Source organism: Enterobacter cloacae complex sp. FDA-CDC-AR_0164 (assembly GCF_003071645.1).
GTDB classification, from domain to species: domain Bacteria; phylum Pseudomonadota; class Gammaproteobacteria; order Enterobacterales; family Enterobacteriaceae; genus Enterobacter; species Enterobacter ludwigii.
The window spans coordinates 2,924,467-2,950,792 of sequence record NZ_CP028950.1 but is presented as its reverse complement, the minus strand read 5'-3'; the positions used below and the strand labels follow the sequence as shown (position 1 = coordinate 2,950,792).

At 54.5% G+C, this 26,326-nt stretch carries 17 protein-coding genes; 7 read left to right on the top strand and 10 right to left on the bottom strand.

Going from position 1 to position 26,326, the window contains the following annotated elements:
• Nucleotides 1-23 precede the first annotated feature (23 nt).
• Entirely contained in the window at nt 24-1,676 is a 1,653-nt protein-coding gene (mqo, locus tag AM410_RS14475) for a malate dehydrogenase (quinone) (RefSeq protein WP_014170951.1), read from the bottom strand.
• A gap of 187 nt (nt 1,677-1,863) precedes the next feature.
• Here mqo and AM410_RS14470 point away from each other — a divergent pair, with 187 nt between their 5' ends.
• Nucleotides 1,864-3,153, top strand: coding sequence for a SulP family inorganic anion transporter (locus AM410_RS14470; protein ID WP_108647996.1), 1,290 nt, complete (start codon nt 1,864-1,866; stop codon nt 3,151-3,153).
• On the opposite strand, the gene mgtE is transcribed toward AM410_RS14470, so the two are convergent.
• The 6 genes from mgtE to AM410_RS14440 all read right to left on the bottom strand — a co-directional run bounded on the left by mgtE (nt 3,116) and on the right by AM410_RS14440 (nt 10,484).
• Nucleotides 3,116-4,552 (bottom strand): magnesium transporter, encoded by a 1,437-nt coding sequence (gene mgtE / locus AM410_RS14465; protein ID WP_108647994.1) that lies wholly within the window; start codon nt 4,550-4,552, stop codon nt 3,116-3,118. The two genes, AM410_RS14470 and mgtE, sit on opposite strands and share 38 nt — an antisense overlap.
• Before the next feature lie 147 nt (nt 4,553-4,699).
• Entirely contained in the window at nt 4,700-6,343 is a 1,644-nt protein-coding gene (locus tag AM410_RS14460) for a multidrug ABC transporter permease/ATP-binding protein (RefSeq protein ID WP_014170954.1), read from the bottom strand.
• A 75-nt stretch (nt 6,344-6,418) separates the two neighbouring features.
• Entirely contained in the window at nt 6,419-7,069 is a 651-nt protein-coding gene (alkB, locus tag AM410_RS14455) for a DNA oxidative demethylase AlkB (RefSeq protein ID WP_020883168.1), read from the bottom strand.
• The gene (gene ada, locus AM410_RS14450; protein ID WP_108647993.1) at nt 7,069-8,127 is read right to left on the bottom strand and encodes a bifunctional DNA-binding transcriptional regulator/O6-methylguanine-DNA methyltransferase Ada; all 1,059 of its coding nucleotides are present in this window, start codon (nt 8,125-8,127) and stop codon (nt 7,069-7,071) included. Before ada ends, alkB begins: the two co-directional genes overlap by 1 nt.
• Nucleotides 8,128-8,199: 72 nt before the next feature.
• Complete coding sequence (gene apbE / locus AM410_RS14445) at nt 8,200-9,255, bottom strand: FAD:protein FMN transferase ApbE (protein ID WP_032678595.1); 1,056 nt, start codon at nt 9,253-9,255, stop codon at nt 8,200-8,202.
• Between the two features lie 113 nt (nt 9,256-9,368).
• Entirely contained in the window at nt 9,369-10,484 is a 1,116-nt protein-coding gene (locus AM410_RS14440) for a porin OmpC (protein ID WP_020883165.1), read from the bottom strand.
• A gap of 743 nt (nt 10,485-11,227) precedes the next feature.
• Between AM410_RS14440 and rcsD the strand changes: the two genes are divergently transcribed.
• Nucleotides 11,228-13,900, top strand: a complete 2,673-nt coding sequence (gene rcsD, locus AM410_RS14435; RefSeq protein ID WP_014170960.1) for a phosphotransferase RcsD — start codon at nt 11,228-11,230, stop codon at nt 13,898-13,900.
• 16 nt (nt 13,901-13,916) lie between these two features.
• Nucleotides 13,917-14,567: a response regulator transcription factor RcsB gene (rcsB, locus tag AM410_RS14430; protein ID WP_006176468.1), complete on the top strand. Its 651-nt coding sequence runs from the start codon at nt 13,917-13,919 to the stop codon at nt 14,565-14,567.
• An 88-nt stretch (nt 14,568-14,655) separates the two neighbouring features.
• Here rcsB and rcsC read toward each other — a convergent pair whose 3' ends face one another.
• Entirely contained in the window at nt 14,656-17,502 is a 2,847-nt protein-coding gene (gene rcsC, locus AM410_RS14425) for a two-component system sensor histidine kinase RcsC (protein ID WP_014170962.1), read from the bottom strand.
• A 135-nt stretch (nt 17,503-17,637) separates the two neighbouring features.
• The gene (gene gyrA, locus AM410_RS14420) at nt 17,638-20,274 is read right to left on the bottom strand and encodes a DNA topoisomerase (ATP-hydrolyzing) subunit A (protein WP_014170963.1); all 2,637 of its coding nucleotides are present in this window, start codon (nt 20,272-20,274) and stop codon (nt 17,638-17,640) included.
• A gap of 146 nt (nt 20,275-20,420) precedes the next feature.
• Here gyrA and ubiG point away from each other — a divergent pair, with 146 nt between their 5' ends.
• The 4 genes from ubiG (at nt 20,421) to yfaE (ending at nt 25,218) form a co-directional block, all read left to right on the top strand.
• On the top strand, nt 20,421-21,149 hold the full coding sequence (ubiG, locus tag AM410_RS14415) for a bifunctional 2-polyprenyl-6-hydroxyphenol methylase/3-demethylubiquinol 3-O-methyltransferase UbiG (protein ID WP_014170964.1): 729 nt from the start codon (nt 20,421-20,423) through the stop codon (nt 21,147-21,149).
• Between the two features lie 347 nt (nt 21,150-21,496).
• Nucleotides 21,497-23,782, top strand: a complete 2,286-nt coding sequence (gene nrdA / locus AM410_RS14410) for a class 1a ribonucleoside-diphosphate reductase subunit alpha (protein ID WP_108647991.1) — start codon at nt 21,497-21,499, stop codon at nt 23,780-23,782.
• A 51-nt stretch (nt 23,783-23,833) separates the two neighbouring features.
• Nucleotides 23,834-24,964 (top strand): class Ia ribonucleoside-diphosphate reductase subunit beta, encoded by a 1,131-nt coding sequence (nrdB, locus tag AM410_RS14405; RefSeq protein WP_014170966.1) that lies wholly within the window; start codon nt 23,834-23,836, stop codon nt 24,962-24,964.
• Nucleotides 24,964-25,218 carry a class I ribonucleotide reductase maintenance protein YfaE gene (gene yfaE / locus AM410_RS14400; protein WP_014170967.1) on the top strand — a complete coding sequence of 85 codons (255 nt, stop codon included), beginning with the start codon at nt 24,964-24,966 and terminating at the stop codon, nt 25,216-25,218. Before nrdB ends, yfaE begins: the two co-directional genes overlap by 1 nt.
• Nucleotides 25,219-25,266: 48 nt before the next feature.
• Here the strand turns inward: yfaE and glpQ are convergent, their stop codons facing one another.
• Nucleotides 25,267-26,319, bottom strand: a complete 1,053-nt coding sequence (glpQ, locus tag AM410_RS14395) for a glycerophosphodiester phosphodiesterase (RefSeq protein WP_108647989.1) — start codon at nt 26,317-26,319, stop codon at nt 25,267-25,269.
• Nucleotides 26,320-26,326: the final 7 nt, after the last annotated feature.

The window sequence follows — 26,326 nt, the reverse complement described above, 5'->3', positions numbered from 1 at the left end:
TAACGCTACCCGGCTTTTTCACATCAGAGTGCGATATCCGCGACCGGTTTGTTTTCCGCCTGAGGCTTCAGCTCTGCCTTCGGTGCTGCGTCAGCAGCAGCTTGCGGCTTCACATATTGCAGCTGCAGAACGCGGCTGGTGTATTCCAGTTCCTGTTCCGTCGCGTCAACGTTACCGTTCAGCTTAGTGCCGTAAGAAGGAATAATGGTTTTCAGTTTTGCCTGCCATTCCGGGCTGGCAACTTTGTCTTTAAACACTTTTTCCATCAGATGCAGCATGATTGGCGCAGCGGTAGAAGCCCCCGGTGACGCACCCAGCAGCGCAGCAACAGTGCCTTCTTTGTCACTGACCACTTCGGTACCCAGACGCAGTACACCGCCCTCTTTCGGATCGCGTTTGATGATCTGTACACGCTGACCCGCCTGCCACAAACGCCAGTCTTCTTTCTTCGCCTGCGGATAGTACTCTTTCAGCGCGTCAAAGCGTTCATCGTCAGAGAGCATCACCTGGCTAATCAGGTATTTCACCAGATCGAAGTTATCCAGACCGACGTCCATCATGGGCTTAACGTTAGAGGTGGTGGTCGCACTCAGCAGGTCCCACAGGGAACCGTTTTTCAGGAACTTCGTGGAGAAGGTCGCGAATGGCCCGAACAGCACCACACGTTTACCGTCAAGCACGCGGGTGTCGATGTGCGGAACGGACATGGGTGGCGCACCAACGGAAGCCTGACCGTAGACTTTTGCCAGGTGACGATTCACCACTTCCGGGTTTTCAGACACCAGGAACTGACCGCCCACAGGGAAGCCTGCGTAATCGTCCGCTTCCGGAATACCGGTTTCCTGCAGCAGTTTCAGCGCCGCGCCGCCCGCACCAATAAAGACAAACTTCGCCTTGATGACGTGCTCTTCTTCATTGTGTTTCAGATCGGCAACGGTCACGCTCCAGCTGTTATCCGCATTGCGCTTGAAGCCACGCACTTCGGTGCTGAGCTGCAGATTAAAGTTCTCTTTTTTCTGCAGGGAACCTACCAGCTGGCGGGTAATTTCGCCGTAGTTCACGTCAGTACCAATTTCAGTACGGGTTGCGGCGACTTTCTGGTTCGGATCACGACCTTCCATGACCAGCGGAGCCCACTCTTTAATCTGCGCGTGATCTTCGGAGTATTTCATGCCGCGGAACAGCGTGCTCTGCTGCAGAGCCGCATAGCGCGCACGCAGGAAGTTAACGTTCTGCTCGCCCCACACAAAGCTCATGTGCGGCACGGTGTTGATGAAGGAGTGCGGATCGTGCATTACGCCGCTGTTCACCTGGTGAGACCAGAACTGGCGAGAAATCTGGAATGCTTCGTTGATCTCAACCGCCTTCTCGATACTAATGGAACCGTCCTTTTTCTGCGGTGTGTAGTTCAGTTCCATGAGTGCCGAATGGCCCGTACCGGCGTTGTTCCAGCCGTTCGAGCTCTCCTGCGCCACGCCATCGAGGCGCTCGACCATGGTCATAGACCAGTCCGGCTGCAGTTCTTGCAGATAGGTTCCCAGCGTGGCGCTCATAATACCGCCACCAATTAAAAGGACGTCCGTTTCCTGCTCTTTTGGCGTGTCAGCTTTTGCCGCCATTGAGACGGTATTCAGCCCCACGGCCAGAGACAAGAGCATGGCAGTCATTTTTTTCATAATTTATGCCTTAGTGTAAAAGTGCGTGATGCGTGGAAATTGCAGGTGAAAAAAGCTGCGCGGGAACGGTAACAACTTTTAAATGGTGTTTAAAGGTTAAGAAATTATTGTAATTGTGAAATTTAATGATGGATTGTTTGTGAGGGATTACCTATGCGGCTGGCAAAAGGCGGCTTTTCTGGCTAGTATGTTGCGTTTTGTGATCGCGCGCACGGAAGCCTGCCCTAACCTGCGAAGTGTTATGTCATTACCCGATTCTTCTTTACCCCATGAAGGCCATGTCGCCTCGGTATTACGCTCTCCCCGGCTGCTGATGCGTGAAACGCTGGCGGGCGTGATTACTGCCCTGGCGCTTATTCCTGAAGTGATTTCGTTTTCTGTCGTCGCAGGGGTTGATCCTAAAGTCAGCCTGATTGCTTCCGTGGTGCTGTGTCTTGCCCTGTCCGTGCTCGGCGGCCGCCCGGCAATGGTCACGGCGGCAGCGGGTTCCGTGGCGCTGGTGATTGGCCCGATGGTGCATCAGCATGGCGTGCAGTACATTTTGCCGGCCGTTCTGCTGGCCGGGGTGATCCAGATCCTCTTCGGCGTGCTCGGTATGGCGCGTCTGATGCGCTTTATTCCGCAGTCGGTGATGACCGGGTTTGTTAACGCGCTCGGTATTTTGATCTTCTTCGCCCAGGTTCCCCATTTCTGGAGCCGAAGCCCGCTGATTGTGGGCCTGTTTGTGCTGACGCTGCTGATCGTCCTCTGGGTGCCCCGCTATATCAAAAGTATCCCCGCGCCGCTTATTGCCATTGTGGTGTTAACCCTGTTTACCGTGACCAACGGGCAAATCCTGCCGACCGTGGGTGACGAAGGCACCATGAGCGGTGGCCTGCCCGGGCTGACGCAGCTGCTTGTCCCGCTGAACACCGATACGCTGAGCATTATCTGGCCATGCGCATTAAGCATTGCGTTTGTGGGTCTGCTGGAGTCGCTGCTGACGGCAAAACTGGTGGATGAGCTGACGGCAACCCCGTCCGGCAAGCGCCGCGAAAGCATTGGTCTGGGCATCGGTAACATTCTGGCCGGCTGGTATGGCGGTATCGCAGGCTGCGCCATGATTGGTCAAACCATCGTCAACGTGGAGATGGGCAAAGGCCGAAGCCGCATTTCCACTGTTGCGGCCGGTCTGGTGCTTCTGGTGCTGGTGACGGCGCTGAGTGAAGTGATGGCCCGCATCCCGATGGCCGTGCTGGCCGGGATTATGGCGATTGTCGCCGTCAAAACCTTCAGCTGGCATAGCCTGCAGCCCGCGACGGTGAAAAATGCCCCCATTGCGGAAACGGTCGTGATGCTGGTGACCGTTGCAGCCACGGTATCAACCGGCAACCTGGCCATTGGCGTGCTGGGCGGGATTATCGTGATGGCACTCCTTCCCGCCCGAATTAAGCGTCGGGTTAAAGAAGAAAAAGCGTTGCCAGCCCAAGAAAAATAAAGAAGCCGCCCGTATCGGTGATGGCAGTGATCATCACGCTCGACCCCACTGCGGGGTCGCGCCCGAGCTTTGTCATCGTCAACGGGATGATGACGCCCATCATCGACGCAACCAGCAGGTTCAGCACCATCGCCAGCATCATCACGCCGCCTAATGCCATATCGTCGTACAGCCACCAGGTAATGCCGCCCATAATTCCGCCCCACACCAGGCCATTAATCAGCGCTACGCCCATCTCTCTGAAGATCAGAAAGGCAAAGTTACCCGGCTGAATGTTCTCCAGCGCCAGCGCGCGAACAATCATGGTGATGGTCTGGTTGCCGGTATTGCCGCCTATCCCGGCCACAATCGGCATCAGCGAGGCTAACGCGACCAGCTGCGAAATGGTGTGTTCGAAGCCATCAATCACGCGGGAGGCGATAAACGCGGTACAGAGGTTAATGGCAAGCCAGGCCCAGCGGGTTTTGACCGCCTTGCCCACGGAGGCATGGACGTCATCTTCGGCGCTGATCCCCCCAAGCGCACGCAGATCGTTATCGGTCTCTTCGTAGACCACGTCAACGATCTCATCGATTGTCAGACGTCCCATCAGCTTGCCGACCGAGTCCACCACCGCCGCACTCACGAGGTCGTCACGTTCGAAGGTACGCGCGGCCTTTTCCGCGTCATCCTCCGGCGAGAAGACCATCGGCTCGTTTTCCATGACCTCGCTCACCCGCCGCTGAGTGCTGTTGAGCAGGATCGTTTTCAGCTCCAGCTCACCGAGCAGGGTTTTATCCCGCGAGGTCACGAACAGTTTATCGGTGTTGTCGGGCATACTCCCCATGCGGCGTAAATAGCGCTGCACCGTGCCAAGCGTGACGTCCGGGCGCACCGTGATGACGCCAAACTCCATAATTGCGCCAACGCTGTGTTTATCGTAGTGCATCACCTGGCGCACGCGCGCCCGCTCATCGGCAGGCAACGAGGCCAGCAGTCGGCCGGTCAGGTTACGCGGCAGGTGTTGAACAAGGTAAATCTGTTCGTCGATATCCAGCGTTTGCAGGGCATCAAGAATATCCCGGTCGCTCATCTCATCGATAAGGTCATCCCAGACGTTTTCCGACGCCTCCAGCAGCACCTGCCCGCGCTCGTGATCCTGCACCAGACGCCACAGGGCGTGACGCTCTTCCGAGGGAAGTGCTTCGAGGGTATCCGCCAGGTCGGGCGGAGGCAAATGGGCAACCAGTGCACCTACCTCAGCAATATCGTCGGCTAAAGTGCCGACATCATATTGCTCAGCCAGGGTCAGTTTGCCCAGTAACGCAGACGTGACCGCTTTATCGGTCGTGAGAAGCCAGATGAGACGCGCACGTTCCTGGTCACGCTGCCGGGCGCTATTTTTCTTTAATACCGACATCAATCATAAATCCATGAAATGAGATGGCATTAAGCATAGCGCGGGGATATGTAAATAAGAATAAACAACGGGACGGGATGCATAAAAAAGCGGCACATCGGCCGCGATTTTATCCCCTCTCCCGGTCGGAGAGGGTCAGACGAGACATCAGGCCGTGCGCGCTACCGCATCACGAGACGCCGCATCGCGCTCCTCGCCGGTCAACTCGCTGAGCTTGCCGTCGCGCATCTCCAGCAGACGGTCGGCATGAATGAAGTAGTGATCGTCATGGCTGATAGCGAAAATAGTTTTGCCCATCGCCTTCATCAGCGGCAGTAACACCTGATAAAACTCGCGGCGGAAATGCGGGTCCTGATCTGCCGCCCATTCATCAAGCAGGATGATGTCACGCTCTTCAGCCAGTGCCAACAGCAGCGCCACGCGCTTTTTCTGCCCCTTCGAGAGTTTCAGGTTCAGGATTTTACCGTCCTGAAGCTCAAGCTTATGGGACATCTGCAGTTGCCCAAGCCATTTCTCCACCAGCGCAGGGTTAGCCTGCTGCCCTTCCGGCCCCAGCAGGTGATCAAAGAGCCAGACATCGGTAAAGACCGCCGAGAAGAGCTTGCGATAATCCTCTGGTTTCTCCGCGCTCAGCGCTTTGCCATCCAGCAAAATCTCGCCCGATTGCGGCTGATATAAACCGGTGAGCAGCATCGCCAGCGTGGATTTTCCGCTACCGTTACCGCCAATCAGGAACAGCAGTTCGCCGCGATGAATCGTCAGGTTTACCGGTCCGACGGAAAAAGCGTTGTCCTGATAGCGGAACATGACGTTACGCAGCTCCAGGGTTTGCCAGTTCGGGAAGGCCTGCGGGCGTGGGAATTCGGCTTTAAACGGTGCGAGATCGAATTTATTGAGCTTGTTAAACGCCACCTGAGCGCTCAGCAACGTTGGCAATGCGCCCACGGCGGAGAGGAGCGGTGTACGTAAAAACAGCAGCGTCAGTGAATAGGTCGCCGCGACGTTGGTATCCGCCCATCCCAGACTGTTCGCCATCCAGAAGACCAGACCAATGGCGCCCAACATCATAATGTTCGACCAGTTCACCGCGCTCAGGTGGAAGGTATCGGCGCGAATGATGTGATGCCGGTATTCGCGGGCATCGGGAATATAGAGATGGTTAAAGATATGCTCGGCACGCTCGCGATTCAGGGTCAGCTCTTTACGCCCTTCCAGCACGGTCTGGTAATCGTTATAGAGCTTATCCTCGGTTTCACGCAGCACCGCCATGTGTTTATAGACGCGCGACACCAGCAGAAAACCGCCCCAGATGGTGATAACAATCCACAGCGCAGTGACCGCCAGCATTTTTGTGGAGAGCCAGGCGAGATACGCCGCCGAACCAAAGGTCAAAATAATGCCCTGCACCAGCTCCGGCAGACGAACGAAGGCAATGGTAATGGCGCGCACGTCGCTGGTCAGCCCTGCCAGCAGGGAGGCACTTCCAAGCTGCTCAACGCGTTCTACCTGCGTGTCCAGAATACGCTTGATAAATTCACTGCGCAGACGGAAAACGAAATGGTGTCCCAGCGCCGTCAGCGCCAGCTGCGAGCCGAGCGTCACCGCCATCAACAGCAGTAGCAGGCCAAGAAACTCCGGCAGGACGGCGAGTGAGGTATCGACCATTTCAATCAAGCGCACGTTAATAAACGCGATCAGGCCGATACCTAACGCGGCGCTGGCGAGGCTTAACGCCATGACGGCAATGAAGGGCCAGCGATACTGACGCCAGACGAGGAGAAGTAGTTGCATGCAGGCAATCCGGGCAATAAAAATCAGCCAGCAGTTTAAACTGCCGGACGGTTACATCAAGAATAATTCTTATTTTTATTGGCCACGGGATGCCTGCCGGAACGTCAGGTTAAGGCGGAACTCGCCGGTCTGAGGATGTACTCCCGGTTTGAGGGGCTGAATGCCGTGATAAAAAAGCCGCGATTCCCTGCCCCAAACCACCACATCACCGTGCTCCAGCATGAGCCGTTTCAGCGGATCGTTACGGCGTAATCCGCCAAACTGGAAGACCGCGGGCAGGCCTAAGGATACCGAGACGATCGGCGCGCGCAGATCGGGTTCATCCTTGTCCTGATGCAGTGAGAGCTTTGCCCCCACGGCGTAGCGGTTAATCAGACAGGCATCCGGGCGAAAGTCGGCATAGCCCGCTTCAACGGCGGCGTCATGGCAGAGCGCCCGAAAAACGTCAGGCATCGGCGGCCATGGCTGGCCGGTTACAGGATCGCCCGGGGCATATACATAGCCCTGCGCGTTTGTCGCCCAGCCCAGTTCCCCGCAGTTCGTCATCGCCACCGACATGGTGTACCCCCCGGGTGTCACCATGTGTCGAAACGGCGAGACCGCCGCCACCTCATCGATGCCGGCAAGCAGCGCCGCCGCGCGGGAAAGCGCAAAGCGGCGCAGGATCACCGCGCCGGGCGCAAGGGGCTCCTGCCAGGGTTCCGCATCCGCAAAAAGATCGAGCATTATCCCTCCGGGTTCTTTGCCTCACGTTTCAGTAACAACGCCTTTCGTTCTGGCCCCCAGCGGTAGCCCGAAAGCGCACCGTCGTGACGAACAACACGGTGGCAGGGGATGATAACGGCCAGTTTATTTGCGGCACAGGCTCCCGCCACCGCACGCACAGCGCCTGGGCTACCGATCGTCTGCGCCACCTGGCGATAACTTGCCGTTTCACCGCGGGGAATGTCACGAAGCGCCTGCCACACACGCTGCTGGAAAGCGGTGCCCCGAATATCCAGCGGAAGTGCCAGCGGCACGGTATGGTCATCGATAGCGCTAATCACCCGCTCAATACGCCGGGCGAATTCTCCTTCCAGCGTTTCTCGCTCTGCTTTTGGAAACAGCGTCAAAAGCTCCTCGCTTAATGTCGCATCGTCGTCACCCAGCAGAATCGCGCAGATCCCACGCTCGCTTTCCCCCACCAGGCAACGGCCTAACGAACACTCACCAATCGCATAACGCACGGCCACATCCCCTTTCCGGTACTGCTTCGCCGTCATGCCCAGCGCAGCGTTGGCTTGACGATAATAGCTGCTGCTGTCAGGAAACCCGGCGGCCAGCACGGCATCGGTAATTTTGTCCCCCTGCGCAAGCGCGGTACGCAGGCGTTGTACCCGCGCCGCCTGTTGCCAGGCTTTAGGCGTCATACCGGTAACGGACTTAAACAAGCGGTGGAAGTGGAAAGGACTCATGGCGACCTGCTGCGCCAGCATTTCCAGCGTTAACGCGGGATCGCGCTCCAGCAGACGGCAGGCATGTTCAACTTTTGCCAGCGTCTGTTCCTGCGGATCGCGTTTGTCCGGCTGACAGCGTTTACACGGACGAAACCCTGCCTGAAGGGCATGATCTACATCGGGGTAGAAGCGGACATTTTTACGTAACGCGTGGCGGGCACGGCAGGACGGACGACAGACGATCCCCGTCGTTTGCACGGCAAAGACAAACTGATCGTCAGCACGCGGATCGCGAGCCAGCACGGCCAGCCAGCGATCGTCATCGGTAGTAAAGGTCGGGTTTTTCATCATCAGCTCCTCTTACAAGCATACATACAGCGTGCCCGAGTGCCACTGATTAAAAACCCGCAACCTTGCTTTTTAATTCTTATCACTTACCAGGAAGCTGTCGAACTGCGGCGAACTCCAGGTTTTGAAGCCATCAGCCTCTTTGGTGATCATATAGACAGCCAGTCCTTCCTGGCGGACCACCTCTTTGGCTTTCTCCGGACCGAGGACCATTAAACCGGTATCCCAGGCATCGGCTTCCAGCGCGGTGGGGGCAATGACCGTCACCGAGACCAGATTATGCGCGATTGGGCGGCCGGTCTGCGGATCGATGACATGCGAAATCCGCTTCCCGTCGAGCTCATAATAGTTACGGTAACTCCCGGAGGTGCTGATACCGTGGCCGTTGATATCCACAATCGCCTGTACGGCGTTTTGCTGGTCGGTCGGTTTTTGAATCGCCACCCGCCACGGATTACCGCTGGCATTCATGCCGCGGCTGACTAACGCACCGCCCACGGACACCAGGTAACGTGAAATACCTTCCTGGGCCATCAGCGCGGCCAGATGATCTGCCGCATACCCTTCCCCTACCGTCGACAGATCAACAAACAGATCGGGAATATCTTTTTGCAGGTACTGTTGTCCGTACTGGTTGATCACCGTCAGGTGCTGCAACCCTGTCCGGGCCCGGGCGTCATCTATCGCCGCCTGGTCAGGCGTGGTGACAGGCTGCTTGTTCGGGCCAAACCCCCACAGGTTAACCAGCGGCCCCACGGTCACGTCCATCGCGCCGTTGGTCTTGTAGCCCACGCGCATTGATTCGGTCACGATATCGGCCATTGCTTCGCTCACCGGCCACAGGGAAGTGCTGGTGGAGAGGTTAAAGCGCATCAGCGCAGAGTCATTTTTGTAGGTCGAAAGAAGCTGATCGTCGGCGTCCAGCTGCGACTGAATTTTGCTGCGAAGCTCTTCAGCGCGTGTCTTATCGAGATTCATCACGCTGACACGCCAGAATGTGCCCATCGTTTTGCCTTCCAGCACCGTCGCCGCGGGAGCATCCGTTTTGGCCACAGGCGTGGAAGAGTCACATGCTGTCAGGAAAAAAAGTATAGCCAGGAAGCTGGCGCGTAAAAAAGTCATGTCCATTCATTATTATCCTCATGCCAGGGCGGCAAGAGTACACCAAAAGGGTGAATTGTAAGAACCGAAAAGGCACGAAAAAGGGGCCATAAGGCCCCCTTTGTCACACGATGAAGCGATTAGAACTGGTAAACCAGACCCAGCGCTACGATATCATCAGTACCGATACCCGCCTGACGGGTGAATTCATTTTCATCAACCAGGTTGATTTTGTAATCAACGTAGGTGGACATGTTTTTGTTGAAGTAGTAAGTCGCACCAACATCAACATATTTCAGCAGATCCTGATCGCCGTAACCTTCGATGTCTTTACCTTTGGACTGCAGGTAAGCCACGGATGGACGCAGACCGAAGTCGAACTGGTACTGAGCAACCACTTCGAAGTTCTGTGCTTTGTTAGCAAAGCCGTAAATGTCGCTGCTGCTCTGAGAGTTACCGAAACGGGTTGCGTTATAGGTCTGAGAGTACTGCGCCGCCAGGTAGATGTTGTTGGCGTCGTATTTCAGGCCACCAGAGTAAACTTCAGCACGATCGCCTTCGCCTTTCAGCGCCAGGTTAGCGGTGTCGTTCTGGTCAGCAGTACGTTTAGAAGAAGACATCGCACCACCGATGCTGAAGCCTTCGCCCAGGTTGTAGGTCACAGACGCGCCGTAACCGTCACCGTTCTGTTTCAGGGTGCTACGACCGGAATCGTTTTCACCGCTTACGCTGCCGTTTTTACCCTGATACTGCAGAGCAAAGTTCAGGCCATCAACCAGACCGAAGAAGTCCTGGTTACGGTAGGTTGCTACGCCGTTAGCACGGGATTGCAGGAAGTTGTCTGCACCGTAGGTGTCGCCGCCAAATTCTGGCAGAACGTCAGTCCAGGACGTTACGTCGTAGATCACACCGTAGTTACGACCATAATCGAAAGAACCCGCGTCAGCGAATTTCAGACCCGCGAACGCTACACGCGTCCAGGACTGGTTGTCGCTTTCAGAGGTGTTGCCCTGAATCTGGTATTCCCACTGGCCGTAACCGGTCAGCTGATCGTTAACCTGGGTTTCGCCTTTGAAGCCAAGACGCATGTAAGTCTGGTCGCCATCATTGCTCTTGTCGTCAGAGAAATAGTGCAGACCATCAACTTTGCCGTACAGATCTAATTTGTTGCCATCTTTGTTATAAATTTCAGCCGCATTTGCTGCGCCTGCCACCAGCAGAGCTGGTACCAGGAGGGACAGTACTTTAACTTTCATTTTATTAACCCTCTGTTATATGCCTTATAATTGCCACTGCTTACTGATTAACCCTCATTAACCAGTCGGCAATTTCATTCTCCGCAAAATTACAGAATAATCCAACGGGAATATGATACGAAAACTTTGAAAATGTTTCATTTCACGATAAACATGTTTCAAAATGTAAATATCAAGGAACTTTTACAAAGCACAGAGAGCTTAAGAATTTAGCACTTATCATCAAGCGAGAAGAAAAAACATTTAAATTCAGCAAACTACATTAAAAATATTTACAGCACTGAATGACAAAACAAGATCGGCCGTTATCTCTAAAATAACTCTCGCTATCATCATTAACTTTATTTATTACCGTCATTCAGATTTGAATGTCTGTTTATCCCTAATTCTACCGAATGCCTGGCATTCGGTTTTTTTTTACCTTTCTTTACGTAGCATGCGTTTTTTTGTGCTACCGCCCTGAAATTGTAACGACTATTAACTAAATTCGTTTCCTCTCTCCTTGAGAACCGCGTCATTACTGCAAATCTCAATTTCTTGTTAATTCGTGCTATTTGCCGGTATATATCGGTTTTTATTTGTACACTCTCACTCGCTTTGTACATGTTTCATGCAATGGCGTTCTCCGATATTGTCAGTCGAAAAAGTGGCGGGTTCAAAGAGCGTGACGCTGGAAATTCAGGTATTACCCTTTATACTGCCCTATCGCCATAGAGCACGACCATTACGGGTTAAAGATATCAATGAGTCAGACTGAAACTACCGCTCCGAGCAAATTCTCCCTCTTACCCGGGAGCATCACCCGTTTCTTTCTTCTTTTGATCGTTGTGCTGCTAGTCACAATGGGGGTTATGGTTCAGAGCGCGGTTAACGCCTGGCTGAAGGACAAAAGCTATCAGGTTGTTGATATCACCCACGCCGTCCACAAGCGCATTGATACCTGGCGCTATGCAACCTGGCAGATTTACGACAACATCGCGGCCGCGCCGGCAACCTCCTCCGGAGACGGGCTTCAGGAGACTCGCCTGAAGCAGGACGTCTATTATCTGGAAAAACCACAGCGCAAAACCGAAGCGCTGATCTTCGGCTCTCATGACAGCGCAACGCTTGAGATGACCCAGCGCATCTCAACCTATCTTGATACCCTTTGGGGTGCCGAGACGGTGCCGTGGTCGATGTACTATCTGAACGGTCAGGACAACAGCATGATCCTGATTTCAACCCTGCCGCTAAAAGATCTCTCTTCCGGTTTCAAAGAGACGACCGTGGGCAGCATTGTCGATTCCCGCCGGGCAGAAATGCTGCAGCAGGCGAACGCCCTTGATGAACGTGAGAGCTTCTCATCTCTGCGCCGCCTCGCCTGGCAGAATGGTCATTACTTTACGCTGCGTACCACCTTTAACCAGCCAGGCCATCTGGCGACGGTGGTGGCCTTCGATTTGCCCATCAATGACTTGATTCCACCGGATATGCCGCTCGACAGCTTCCGTCTGGAGCCGGACAGCAGCACTCAGAATATGCGAGCCGCATCGGACAAAGAGGCCGCAGAGAGCGTATCGATCTCCTTTAACGGCTCGAAAATCGAAATTGCCTCTTCGCTGAACTCAACCGGTATGCGTCTGGTGTGGCAAGTGCCGTTCGGCACCCTGCTGCTTGATACGCTGCAAAATATCCTCCTGCCCCTGCTGCTGAATATCGGCCTGCTGGCGCTGGCGCTGTTTGGCTACAGCACGTTCCGCTTCCAGTCAGGGCGTCAAAGCGATGCCGCCCCGGTCCCGGCAGGAACCAGTAACGAACTGCGCGTGTTGCGCGCGCTGAATGAAGAGATTATTTCCGTGCTGCCGCTTGGGGTGCTGGTTCACGATCAGGAAGCCAACCGTACGGTGATGAGCAATAAAATTGCTGACCACCTGCTGCCTCATCTCAATCTGCAGAACATCACCGCTATGGCGGATCAACATCAGGGCGTGATTCAGGCCACCATTAATAACGAGCTGTATGAGATCCGACAGTTCCGCAGCCAGATCGCCTCCCGCACGCAGATCTTCATCATCCGCGATCAGGATCGTGAAGTGCTGGTGAATAAAAAGCTCAAGCAGGCACAACGTCTGTATGAGAAAAACCAGCAGGGACGCGCTGCCTTTATGCAGAATATTGGTGATGCCTTCAAGAAGCCGTTAAAAACGCTGGCGACCCAGGCGGCGGCGCTGAATACATCTGAAAGCCATCAGCTTGCCTGCCAGGCCGACTCGCTGGTGCGCATGGTAGATGAGATCCAGCTGGCCAATATGCTCGAAAATGATTTCTGGAAAGGAACGCCGACCCTCTTCTCTATCCAGAATCTGATCGATGAAGTGGTGCCTGAGGTCCTGCCCGTGATTAAGCGCAAAGGGCTGCAGTTGCTGATCAATAACCATTTACCGGCGAATGATGAACGTCACGGCGATCGCGAAGCGCTGCGTCGCATTCTGCTGATGATTATTCAGTACGCCGTCACCACCACCCAGATCGGCAAGATCACCCTGGAAGTCAGTACCGACGAGTCGGCTGAAGATCGCCTGACGTTCCGTATCCTGGATACCGGGGAAGGCGTAACGACAAGCGAAATCGATAATCTGCATTTCCCGTTCCTGAATGACACCCAGAGCGATCATTACGGCAAGGCCAATGCCCTGACCTTCTGGCTGTGCGATCAGCTGGCACGTAAGCTCGGTGGCCATCTGAATATCAAGGCCCGCGAATCACTTGGCACGCGTTACTCACTGCACGTTAAAATGGCGGCGAATCCACAGGAAGAAGACGAAGAACGCCTGCTGGATGATGTGGTCGTGATGGTGGATGTGACCTCGAATGAGATCCGCAATATTGTGGTTCGTCAGTTAGAAAACTGGGGCGCGGCCTGCATAACGCCGGATGAAAGACTCTCAAGTCAAGAATTTGATCTGTTTTTAACTGATAATCCGTCTAATCTTACTGCCTCCGGCTTGCTTTTAAGCGATGATGAGCCAGGCGTGCGAAAAATCGGCCCAGGCCAGCTGCGCGTCAACTTTAATATAAGCAATGCGATGCAGGAAGCTGTACTACAACTAATAGAAGAGCAACTGGCGCAGGAAGAGATAGCGGAATCACCGTTAGGCGGCAATGAAAATGCCGAGCTTCACGCCAGCGGATACTATTCACTCTTTGTTGATACAGTACCAGATGATGTTAAGCGGTTGTATACTGAGTCCGCTGCGAATGATTTTGCAGCGCTGGCACAGACAGCACACCGGCTTAAAGGGGTGTTTGCCATGCTTAATCTGGTTCCCGGCAAGCAGTTATGTGAAACGCTGGAACATCTAATTCGTGAGAAAGATGCCTCTGGCATTGAAAAATACATCAGCGACATTGACGCCTACGTCAAAAGCTTGCTGTAGCAAGGTAGCCTTATACATGAACAATATGAACGTAATTATTGCCGATGACCATCCGATTGTACTGTTCGGTATTCGCAAATCACTTGAACAGATCGAGTGGGTGAATGTAGTCGGTGAATTTGAAGACTCTACAGCACTGATCAATAACCTCCCAAAGCTTGATGCGCATGTGCTCATCACCGATCTCTCCATGCCTGGGGACAAATACGGTGATGGGATCACACTCATCAAATATATCAAACGTCACTTCCCGGACATCTCGATCATTGTTCTGACCATGAACAACAACCCGGCCATTCTGAGCGCCGTGCTGGATCTGGATATCGAAGGGATTGTACTGAAACAGGGTGCGCCGACCGATCTGCCAAAAGCGCTCGCTGCGCTGCAGAAAGGCAAGAAGTTCACGCCTGAAAGCGTCTCTCGTCTGCTGGAAAAAATCAGCGCCGGTGGCTATGGCGACAAACGCCTGTCTCCGAAAGAGAGCGAAGTTCTGCGCCTGTTCGCCGAAGGTTTCCTGGTCACCGAGATTGCCAAGAAGCTGAACCGCAGTATTAAAACCATCAGTAGCCAGAAGAAATCAGCAATGATGAAACTGGGTGTGGATAACGATATTGCGCTGCTGAACTATCTCTCCTCCGTTACGCTGAGCGCGTCGGATAAGGATTGATGTTGACCGGGTGTGCGGCCTGATGGCCTCACCTCCCCCCTCCCGGCGTGTGAGGGAAACAACAAAAAAGGCCCTGACGGGCCTTTTTTTATACTCTCGCTTTTCTGACCCGCTCCGCATACACGGAGATCGTCTGTTTCAGAACGTCCAGCGTCACCGGTTTCGACAGACAACTGTCCATCCCTGACTCCAGACAGCGCTGTTTCTCTTCCGCCAGCGCATTCGCCGTCACGCCCACGACCGGCAACGTCAGGCCAAGCTGGCGTATACGCTGCGTCAGACGGTAGCCATCCATATTCGGCATGTTGACGTCGCTAAGAACGATATCAATGTGGTTTTTACTCAGCACATTCAGCGCATCCACGCCGTCATTGGCGGTTTTGCACTGATAGCCAAGCGAACCCAGCTGGTCTGCCAACAGGCGACGGTTAATCGGATGGTCATCCACCACCAGAATCATCATATCGTCATTCAGCGATGCCAGCGCATCCGGTGACGGCAACTCCGTCGCCCCGTCGCTATCTTCCAGCTGCACGCTGTAAATACGTGCCAGCAGGCTCATGAGCTCATGCGGCGTCGCCACGCTGTGCACCCATTCACCCGGAGCTCGTTCGACCGGAATACCGATATGGCGACGGCAGAAGTGAACCACCCCTCTGCCCTGCCAGGGTTGTTCCAGCACCTCGTCGGTGATCAGCACATCGTCAACATCCGGCGTTTGCCCTTCATAGCGGGACACGCGCACGCCGCTGTGGGTAAGAAGCGCCGTCAGGTAATCATTCAGGGAGGCATTGTGTACTGCCAGCCAGCAGCGCTTATCGCTCAGGCCGTCCACCACCGCTTTTGCCGGGTACTGGGCAGAATAGAGCGGAATGCGGATAGTAAACTGGCTGCCCATGCCTGGCTCGGTATCAACGGAGATATCGCCGTCCATCATGCTCACGAGCTTCTCACAGATCGCCAGACCCAGCCCGGTCCCCTGGAAGTTACGCTGTACGCCGGTACCGACCTGAAAGAACGGGTCAAACAGACGCACCACTTCCTTCGCCGGGATACCCACGCCGGTATCACGCACGCGAATACTCAGGTAGTCCCCTGCCCGGCACACGTGCAACACAATGCAGCCGATATCGGTAAATTTAATGGCGTTACTGAGCAGGTTAGAAATGACCTGCTGCAGACGCATCGGATCGCCATGCAGCGTCAGCGGCACGTCCGGCTCAATAAAGCAGTAGAGGCCCAGCTGTTTACGTACCACCAGCGGCAGATAGTTGGCGCTGATGTGGTTCATCACCTCGCGCGGAGAGAACTCCCGCGGCTCAATTTTCAGCTGCTCCGACTCAATTTTGGAGAAATCGAGAATATCGCTGATGATTTTCAGCAGCAGGCTGGAGGAGTTATTCATCGCCGTCACCAGGCGATCGACCCCTTTCGGCAGCTCTTTGGTCTGGAGAAGATCAAGGTTACCGATAATCCCGTACAGCGGGGTACGCAACTCGTGGCTGACGGTGGCAAGGAACATGGATTTCGACTGGCTGGCCTGCTCGGCGGCCTGCGCCATCTCCTGCAGGGACTCTTCCATCTTCACACGCGCCGAGACGTCAACCAGGACGCAAATTGCCACGTTCTCATTACGATAGCGGGAGTGCACAAAGCTGATTTGCAGGTTCGTGTGCGTGCTGGTCAGCACGTCAACGAAGTTCACCTGCTGGCCACAGATAATCTGCGTCAGCCTCTGTCGGTCCTCATGCGTCAGCATGTTCAGGTAGTTATGCGCCAGCTCGTTACTGAGGATATTGGTCCCGTCCTGCGTGCGCAGGATGCAGATCCCCACCGGCGCCGAGGCGACAATCTTGCGGTTAAACTGCTCGTGCTCTTCCAGCCGCTGGGCGTCGCTTTCGGCGGGTATAAAGATTTTGCGCTCATACATTCGCGCCAGGGTAAACAGCGCCCCCCCGGCCAGCAGATTCAGCAAAATCGCGTTCATGATAAGAATGCGGATCCGCTCAAGCACCATATCCACGGGCAGCGAATAGACAATACTCAGTGACGAAGGCGGCAAACTCTTTTTAAGCACCAGCTCACGGAAGCCTGAGGTATAGCCAAACCACGACCGCTCCTGCATCCAGTGCGGGTCGACGTTCAGTCGATTATCCGGACCGGCAAGTGAGATCAGGGTATGTCCGTTTTCATCCAGAATGGTCACGCCCATCGGCAGACTGCCCGGCGTGAAGAAGTTTTCCATGCGAATGGTCTGTTCAATCCCCAGCAGCGCCTGCAGACGATTGCCCAGATAGACCGGCGTGAGGGCGTAGAAATAGCCCACGCCCATACGTGGCCCCTGGCTTATCCAGAAGATGTTATTCCCGCGCTCGTCCTGCGGCGCATTGCGATATTTCACAATACGTTCGTGCAGGCTTTTCAGCGCATCATCGCGCTCAACGGGCACATCGCGCAGGCCAAAGTCGGCCATGCAGAGATTTTCACTGCCAATCAGGAAGACGCGGTTCAGATCATAGGCGGCGGAAAAGTTGTCACGCCAGTAGCGCATAAACCAGGAGAGCGACTCCAGTGAACCACGCCAGGTGCTGCCCATCGCAGAGCAATCGGAATCCGGAAACAGCGGCTCGAAATTCGGTACTTCGGTTTTGTCATTACGCCCACGGATGGCAAGAATGCCGTTTTCCGCGGTCAGGCGATTCTCGGCAATGTACTTCAGCTCCTTCATCACGTCGGACGTTCGCTGAATATAGCGCTGGGCCTGATCGGAGCTTAAGTTAAACTCCTGGCGGATCTCCGCTTCTTTCTGATGAAGGGCGTTAACGATGTAGAACACCGACAATAATGCCACCAGCAACCAAAGCAAGAGCGCCAGCGCCCGAAACAGATAGCGAGAGACTTTCAGCGTGGTACGAAAGGAGACGAGGTATTTCAAAGGGGCGAGGCTCCGCCGTCGGGGTCAAAAAGAATGTGGTTAAGGTAGCGGTAAACGCGCCTTGTCGCAACGTTCACTTATCTGCTTGTGCAAAAGAAAAGGGCCGGAAACCGGCCCTTTTTGCATCAGGAGACATTACTCGTCAGCGTCATCCGCTGCATCATCTTCGGTATCGGCTTCTGGTGCGATTTCATCATCACCTTCTGCGACGCTACCGTCGATGGAGTCGAGCTCTTCGTCATCCACAGGCTCAGCTACACGCTGCAGACCCACGACGTTTTCATCTTCCGCGGTACGGATGAGGATCACACCCTGAGTATTACGGCCAACCACGCTGATCTCAGATACGCGTGTACGCACCAGCGTACCGGCATCCGTGATCATCATGATCTGGTCGGCATCGTCTACCTGTACCGCACCCACAACGGATCCGTTGCGCTCGGTAACCTTGATAGAGATAACGCCCTGCGTGCCACGAGACTTGGTCGGGTATTCGCTTTCGGCAGTACGTTTACCGTAGCCGTTCTGCGTGACGGTCAGGATAGCACCTTCACCGCGCGGAACGATCAGGGAAACGACGGTATCTTCACCGGCCAGTTTGATACCACGAACACCTGTTGCAGTACGGCCCATCGCACGAACCGCGTTCTCTTTGAAGCGCACCACTTTACCGGCGGCGGAGAACAGCATCACTTCATCAGAACCGGAGGTGAGGTCAACGCCAATCAGTTCGTCACCGTCGTTCAGGTTCACCGCGATGATACCGGCAGAACGTGGACGGCTGAATTCGGTCAGCGCGGTTTTCTTCACGGTACCGCTGGCGGTCGCCATAAAGACGTTCACGCCTTCTTCGTACTCACGTACCGGCAGAATCGCGGTGATACGTTCGTTCGCTTCCAGCGGCAGCAGGTTCACGATTGGACGACCACGTGCACCACGGCTCGCTTCTGGCAGCTGATAGACCTTCATCCAGTACAGACGACCACGGCTTGAGAAGCAGAGGATCGTGTCATGGGTGTTTGCCACCAGCAGACGGTCAATAAAGTCTTCTTCTTTAATACGTGCTGCCGATTTGCCTTTACCGCCACGACGCTGTGCTTCGTAGTCGGTCAGCGGCTGATACTTCACATAGCCCTGGTGAGACAGGGTGACCACCACATCTTCGCGGTTGATCAGATCTTCAATGTTGATATCAGAGCTGTTCGCCGTGATTTCGGTGCGACGCTCATCGCCGAACTGATCGCGGACCAGTTCCAGCTCTTCACGGATCACTTCCATCAGGCGCTCTGCGCTACCCAGGATATGCAGCAGCTCGGCAATCTGTTCCAGCAGTTCTTTGTATTCGTCGAGCAGTTTTTCGTGCTCAAGGCCGGTCAGTTTCTGCAGACGCAGATCCAGAATCGCCTGGGCCTGCTGTTCAGTCAGGTAGTACTGACCGTCACGCACGCCGAACTCAGGCTCCAGCCACTCAGGACGCGCAGCATCGTCGCCAGCGCGTTCCAGCATGGCGGCCACGTTGCCCAGATCCCACGGACGGGCAATCAGAGACGCTTTCGCTTCCGCAGGGGTTGGTGCGCGGCGAATCAACTCAATGATTGGGTCGATGTTTGCCAGTGCAACGGCCAGCGCTTCAAGGATATGCGCACGATCGCGGGCTTTACGCAGTTCGAAAATAGTACGGCGAGTCACCACTTCACGGCGGTGACGCACAAACGCGCTCAGAATATCTTTCAGGTTCATGATCTTCGGCTGACCATGGTGCAATGCAACCATGTTGATACCGAAGGAGACCTGGAGCTGAGTCTGGGAATACAGGTTGTTCAGTACAACCTCGCCCACCGCGTCGCGTTTGATTTCAATCACGATGCGCATGCCGTCTTTATCAGATTCGTCACGCAGCGCGCTGATGCCTTCAACACGTTTTTCTTTTACCAGCTCGGCGATTTTTTCAATCAGACGCGCTTTGTTCACCTGATACGGGATCTCGTGAACAATGATGGTTTCACGGCCGGTTTTGGCGTCCGCTTCCACTTCGGCGCGGGCACGGATATAAATCTTGCCACGTCCGGTGCGGTACGCTTCTTCAATACCACGACGACCGTTGATGATCGCCGCCGTCGGGAAGTCTGGACCCGGGATGTGTTCCATCAGCCCTTCAATGCTGATGTCTTCATCCTCAATATAGGCCAGGCAGCCGTTGATCACTTCCGTGATGTTATGCGGTGGAATGTTGGTTGCCATACCGACGGCGATACCGGACGAACCGTTCACCAGCAGGTTAGGGATTTTCGTTGGCATAACGTCCGGAATGCGTTCCGTGCCGTCATAGTTATCAACGAAATCAACCGTCTCTTTTTCCAGGTCAGCCATCAGCTCATGGGCAATTTTCGCCAGACGGATTTCCGTATAACGCATTGCCGCGGCGGAGTCGCCGTCGATAGAACCAAAGTTACCCTGACCATCTACCAGCATGTAACGCAGCGAGAATGGCTGCGCCATTCGGACGATAGTGTCGTACACCGCGGAATCACCATGGGGATGGTATTTACCGATTACGTCACCAACGACACGGGCAGATTTTTTGTAGGCTTTATTCCAGTCATTGCCCAATACGTTCATGGCGTATAGTACGCGACGGTGTACCGGCTTCAGGCCATCGCGGACGTCCGGCAGCGCACGGCCAACAATGACCGACATCGCATAGTCCAGATAGGAGCTCTTCAGCTCTTCCTCGATGTTAACCGGTGTAATTTCTCTCGCAAGGTCGCTCATCTAACCGCTATCCCTCTACTGTATCCCGGATTCAAAGGTCGCAAATTATAACACAGCCGCGGTGATTGAGGTAAACCAATAAGCTTTATTCAACCGCGCGGGCTGATATACTCCGAAGTCTTGCAAAATAAGGAGTAAAAGCGCCCATGAATGCCGAAAAATCCCCGGTGGCTCACAACGTTGACCATGAAGAGATTGCCAAATTCGAAGCGGTGGCATCCCGCTGGTGGGATCTCGAAGGTGAGTTTAAACCTCTGCACCGCATTAACCCGCTGCGCCTGGGCTATATCGCGGAGCGTTCCGGCGGCCTGTTCGGTAAGAAAGTGCTCGACGTCGGCTGCGGCGGCGGCATTCTGGCAGAAAGCATGGCGCGCGAAGGGGCCACCGTCACCGGTCTGGATATGGGCTTTGAACCGCTGCAGGTTGCCCGTCTTCATGCGCTGGAATCTGGAGTGCAGGTGGAATATGTGCAGGAAACCGTCGAAGAACATGCGGCGAAGCATGCCCATCAGTACGACGTGGTGACCTGTATGGAGATGCTGGAGCACGTTCCCGACCCCCAGTCCGTGGTTCACGCCTGTGCAAAACTGGTGAAACCGGGCGGCCAGGTCTTCTTCTCAACGATCAACCGAAACGGAAAAGCCTGGCTGATGGCGGTCGTCGGGGCGGAGTATGTGCTGCGTATGGTGCCAAAAGGCACGCACGACGTGAAGAAATTCATCAAGCCTGCTGAATTACTGAGCTGGGTTGATCAGACGTGGCTCAAGGAGCAGCACATCACCGGTCTGCATTACAATCCATTGACCGATAAATTCAAACTCGCACCGGGTGTAGATGTTAACTATATGTTGCATACAACCGCCAAAAACGACTGACGTCATCCATTATTCTTATAAAGATTGCGCGACATCATGTTGCGCAATTCTGACCTCCCGTTGAAGAAATCAGCACTCGATCAAATTTTGAATTTTTTTTCTTAATTATTGACATCTCTTCCAGGCCTTACGGTACGAGGACTTAGCCTTTTTTACCCTTTGACAACCTCAATTTAACGTCAAAATCAACCCTTGTGCTGAAAAGATTCGATACTAGAATACTCACCATATAGCGTTTTTCTTATCGCAAACCCCCTATATGTAGTATTTATCCACAGAGTTAGTCACAAGACGGATCTGTGGATAAGCGGGGGATATTTTTTATTTCACGGACAGGTAAAACCCACATGAATCAGAGTCTGCTGGTGACTAAGCGCGACGGTACCACCGAGCGTATCAATCTGGACAAAATCCATCGTGTTCTCGACTGGGCAGCAGAAGGACTGAATAACGTATCTATCTCCCAGGTTGAACTGCGCTCTCACATTCAGTTCTACGATGGCATCAAGACGTCTGATATCCACGAAACCATCATCAAGGCTGCGGCGGATCTCATCTCCCGTGAAGCCCCGGATTATCAGTACCTCGCTGCACGTCTGGCGATTTTCCACCTGCGTAAAAAAGCGTACGGCCAGTTTGAGCCGCCAAAGCTTTACGATCACGTGGTGAAAATGGTTGAGCTGGGCAAATACGACACGCATCTGCTGGAAGACTATACGGAAGAAGAGTTCGAGCAGATGAACGGGTTTATCGATCACTGGCGCGACATGAACTTCTCTTACGCGGCGGTGAAGCAGCTCGAAGGCAAATACCTGGTTCAGAACCGTGTGACCGGTGAGATCTACGAAAGCGCCCAGTTCCTCTATATTCTGGTGGCCGCCTGCCTGTTCTCTAACTACCCGCGTGACACCCGTCTGGAATACGTGAAGCGTTTCTACGATGCGGTTTCCACGTTCAAGATTTCTCTGCCTACGCCAATCATGTCTGGCGTGCGTACCCCAACCCGTCAGTTCAGCTCATGCGTCCTGATCGAGTGTGGTGACAGCCTGGATTCCATCAACGCGACCTCCAGCGCCATCGTGAAATATGTCTCCCAGCGTGCCGGTATCGGCATCAACGCCGGTCGCATCCGTGCACTGGGTAGCCCGATTCGCGGCGGTGAAGCGTTCCACACCGGCTGTATCCCGTTCTACAAATACTTCCAGACCGCGGTAAAATCCTGCTCTCAGGGCGGCGTACGCGGTGGTGCAGCCACCCTGTTCTACCCAATGTGGCACCTGGAAGTGGAAAGCCTGTTGGTACTGAAAAACAACCGTGGCGTTGAAGGCAACCGCGTTCGTCACATGGACTACGGCGTACAGATCAACAAGCTGATGTACACCCGTCTGCTGAAAGGTGAAGACATCACCCTGTTCAGCCCGTCCGACGTTCCGGGCCTGTATGACGCGTTCTTCGCCGATCAGGATGAGTTCGAGCGTCTGTACACCAAATACGAAAAAGACGACAGCATCCGTAAGCAGCGCGTTAAGGCGGTTGACCTGTTCTCCCTGATGATGCAGGAACGTGCCTCTACCGGCCGTATCTACATTCAGAACGTTGACCACTGCAACACCCATAGCCCGTTTGACCCGGTGGTTGCGCCAGTGCGCCAGTCTAACCTGTGCCTGGAAATCGCCCTGCCGACCAAACCGCTGGAAGATGTTAACGACGAAAACGGCGAAATCGCGCTCTGCACCCTCTCTGCTTTCAACCTGGGCGCTATCAAGAGCCTGGAAGAGCTGGAAGAACTGGCGGTGCTGGCCGTGCGTGCGCTGGATGCCCTGCTGGATTACCAGGACTACCCAATCCCGGCGGCAAAACGTGGAGCGATGGGCCGTCGTACCCTCGGTATCGGCGTTATCAACTTTGCCTACTGGCTGGCGAAACACGGTAAGCGTTACTCCGACGGCAGCGCGAACAACCTGACCCACGAAACGTTCGAAGCGATTCAGTACTACCTGCTGAAAGCCTCCAACGAGCTGGCGAAAGAGCAAGGCGCGTGCCCGTGGTTCAACGAAACCACCTATGCGAAAGGCATTCTGCCGATCGATACCTACAAGAAAGACCTGGATGCGATTTCTAACGAACCGCTGCATCTGGACTGGGAAGCGCTGCGTGAATCCATCAAGACTCACGGCCTGCGTAACTCCACGCTGTCTGCCCTGATGCCGTCTGAGACCTCTTCGCAGATCTCTAACGCCACCAACGGTATTGAACCACCGCGCGGCCACGTCAGCATTAAAGCGTCGAAAGACGGTATTCTGCGTCAGGTTGTGCCTGACTACGAGCTGCTGAAAGACAACTACGAGCTGCTGTGGGAAATGCCAAACAACGACGGTTACCTGCAGCTGGTGGGGATCATGCAGAAGTTTATCGACCAGTCGATTTCTGCTAACACCAACTACGACCCGACGCGCTTCCCGTCTGGCAAGGTACCGATGCAGCAACTGTTGAAAGACCTGCTCACCGCCTACAAATTTGGTGTGAAAACCCTGTACTATCACAACACCCGTGATGGTGCGGAAGACGCTCAGGATGACATGGCACCGTCAATTCAGGACGATGGCTGCGAAAGCGGCGCATGTAAGATCTAATGAAGGGCGGGGATATCCCCGCCTTTATTTCGTAAGACAGGACTCCAATTCATGGCATACACCACCTTTTCACAGACGAAAAACGACCAGCTCAAAGAGCCGATGTTCTTCGGGCAACCGGTCAACGTGGCACGCTACGATCAGCAAAAATATGACATCTTCGAAAAGCTGATTGAAAAGCAACTCTCCTTCTTCTGGCGCCCGGAAGAAGTTGACGTCTCTCGCGATCGTATCGATTTCCAGGCGTTGCCGGAGCACGAAAAGCATATCTTCATCAGTAACCTGAAGTACCAGACGCTGCTGGACTCCATTCAGGGCCGTAGCCCGAACGTGGCGCTGCTGCCGCTGATCTCCATTCCGGAGCTGGAAACCTGGGTGGAAACCTGGGCGTTTTCTGAGACCATCCACTCCCGCTCTTACACCCACATTATCCGCAACATCGTTAACGATCCGGCGGTGGTGTTTGACGATATCGTCACTAACGAGCAGATCCAGAAACGTGCTGAAGGTATTGCGCACTACTACGACGAACTGATCGAGATGACCAGCTACTGGCATCTGCTGGGCGAAGGCACCCACACCGTGAACGGCAAAACCGTCACCGTGAGCCTGCGTGCGCTGAAGAAACAGCTTTACCTGTGCCTGATGAGCGTTAACGCACTGGAAGCCATCCGCTTCTACGTGAGCTTCGCCTGCTCCTTCGCGTTTGCAGAACGCAAGCTGATGGAAGGTAATGCCAAAATCATCCGTCTGATCGCCCGTGACGAGGCCCTGCACCTGACCGGCACCCAGCATATGCTGAACCTGCTGCGCAGCGGTACAGACGATCCGGAGATGGCTGAGATTGCCGAAGAGTGCAAACAGGAGTGCTATGACCTGTTCGTGCTGGCCGCTCAGCAGGAGAAAGAGTGGGCAGACTACCTGTTCCGCGACGGCTCCATGATTGGCCTGAACAAAGACATCCTGTGCCAGTATGTTGAGTACATCACCAACATTCGTATGCAGGCGGTCGGGCTTGAGCTGCCGTTCAAAACCCGCTCTAACCCAATTCCGTGGATCAACACCTGGCTGGTATCCGATAACGTGCAGGTTGCGCCACAGGAAGTGGAAGTCAGTTCTTATCTGGTCGGGCAGATTGACTCTGAAGTTAACACCGACGACCTGAGCGACTTCCAGCTCTGATGAGCCGCGTAACGCTTAGCCTTTCCGGTACCGAAGTGCTGTGCCGGGAAGAACACCCTTCCCTGTTGATTGCGCTTGAGGCGCATCAGGTTGAAGTGGAGTATCAATGCCGCTCAGGCTATTGCGGCTCATGTCGCTGCCGTTTAGTCGCCGGACAAGTGGACTGGCTGACCGAACCGCTGGCCTTCATCAACGAAGGTGAAATTTTGCCCTGCTGCTGCCGGGCAAAAGGCGATATAGAGATTGAGATGTAAACCGCCCCTCCGGGCGAAATAAAAAAGGGCCTTACGGCCCTTTTTCTTTTACTTCAAAAACTGCACGGCTTTATCCGGGAAATCGGTGAACAGCCCGTCCACCCCGGCCTGGTTATACAGCACGTCGTACAGCTGGTTTACGTCCGTCGCATAAGCCGGTAGCTGGTCCGCACGCACCGTATACGGATGAACCTGCATATGGCTGGCATGCGCCTCTTTCACCATTGCCGTCAGCTTGACGTGGCCTGGCGTTGAGCCTTCCGCCACCAGCATATGGTAATCCGGTCCGATACCGTCGGCGTACTGCGCGATCTGTTTCATTGCGCCCGGCTTAAACATCCAGTCGTAGTTGTAATTCACCCACGTGCCGTCGGGCTGTTTCTCCTGAGTTTCATTCCAGTCGGTGTAGGCAATCAGCTGTACCAGATTGAGATCCATCCCTCTCTTTGGCTCCAGCTCGGTTTTGATGCGCTTCAGCTCAGCGGCGTCAAAACACTGCAGATAGACTTTGTCGCGCTTGCTGGTGTAGCCGTACTTTTTCAGCACGTCCAGCGTCTTCGCGGCAATGTCCTTCCCTTCCTGATGGTGGAACCACGGCGCTTTTATCTCCGGGTAGATGCCGATGTTTTTCCCGGTTGAGTGGTTCAGTCCCTGAACAAACTCAATCTCTTCTTCGAAGGTATGAATGCGAAAATCAGATTTACCCATCGGGAAACGTCCCGGATAGACCTGCACCTTCTTGCCGTTTTCAACCTCGAAACCCTCGGTAAACTTCAGCGAACGAATCTCATCCAGCGTAAAGTCAATGGCGTAGTAGCGACCATCTTTGCGGGCGCGGGCCGGAAAACGCTCAGCCACGTCCGTCACGCGGTCAAGATAGTGGTCATGAAGGACGACCAGCTGGTCGTCACGGGTCATCACCAGATCCTGCTCGAGATAATCAGCCCCCTGCGCATAGGCCATCGCTTTTGCCGGGAGCGTGTGCTCTGGCAGATAGCCGCTTGCGCCGCGATGGGCGATAACTATTTTCTCGTTAGCCAGCGCTGAACCTGTCATCAGGCCCGCCACCAGTAGGCCCGTTGCTACGTAAGTTAATTTCATCAGCCTT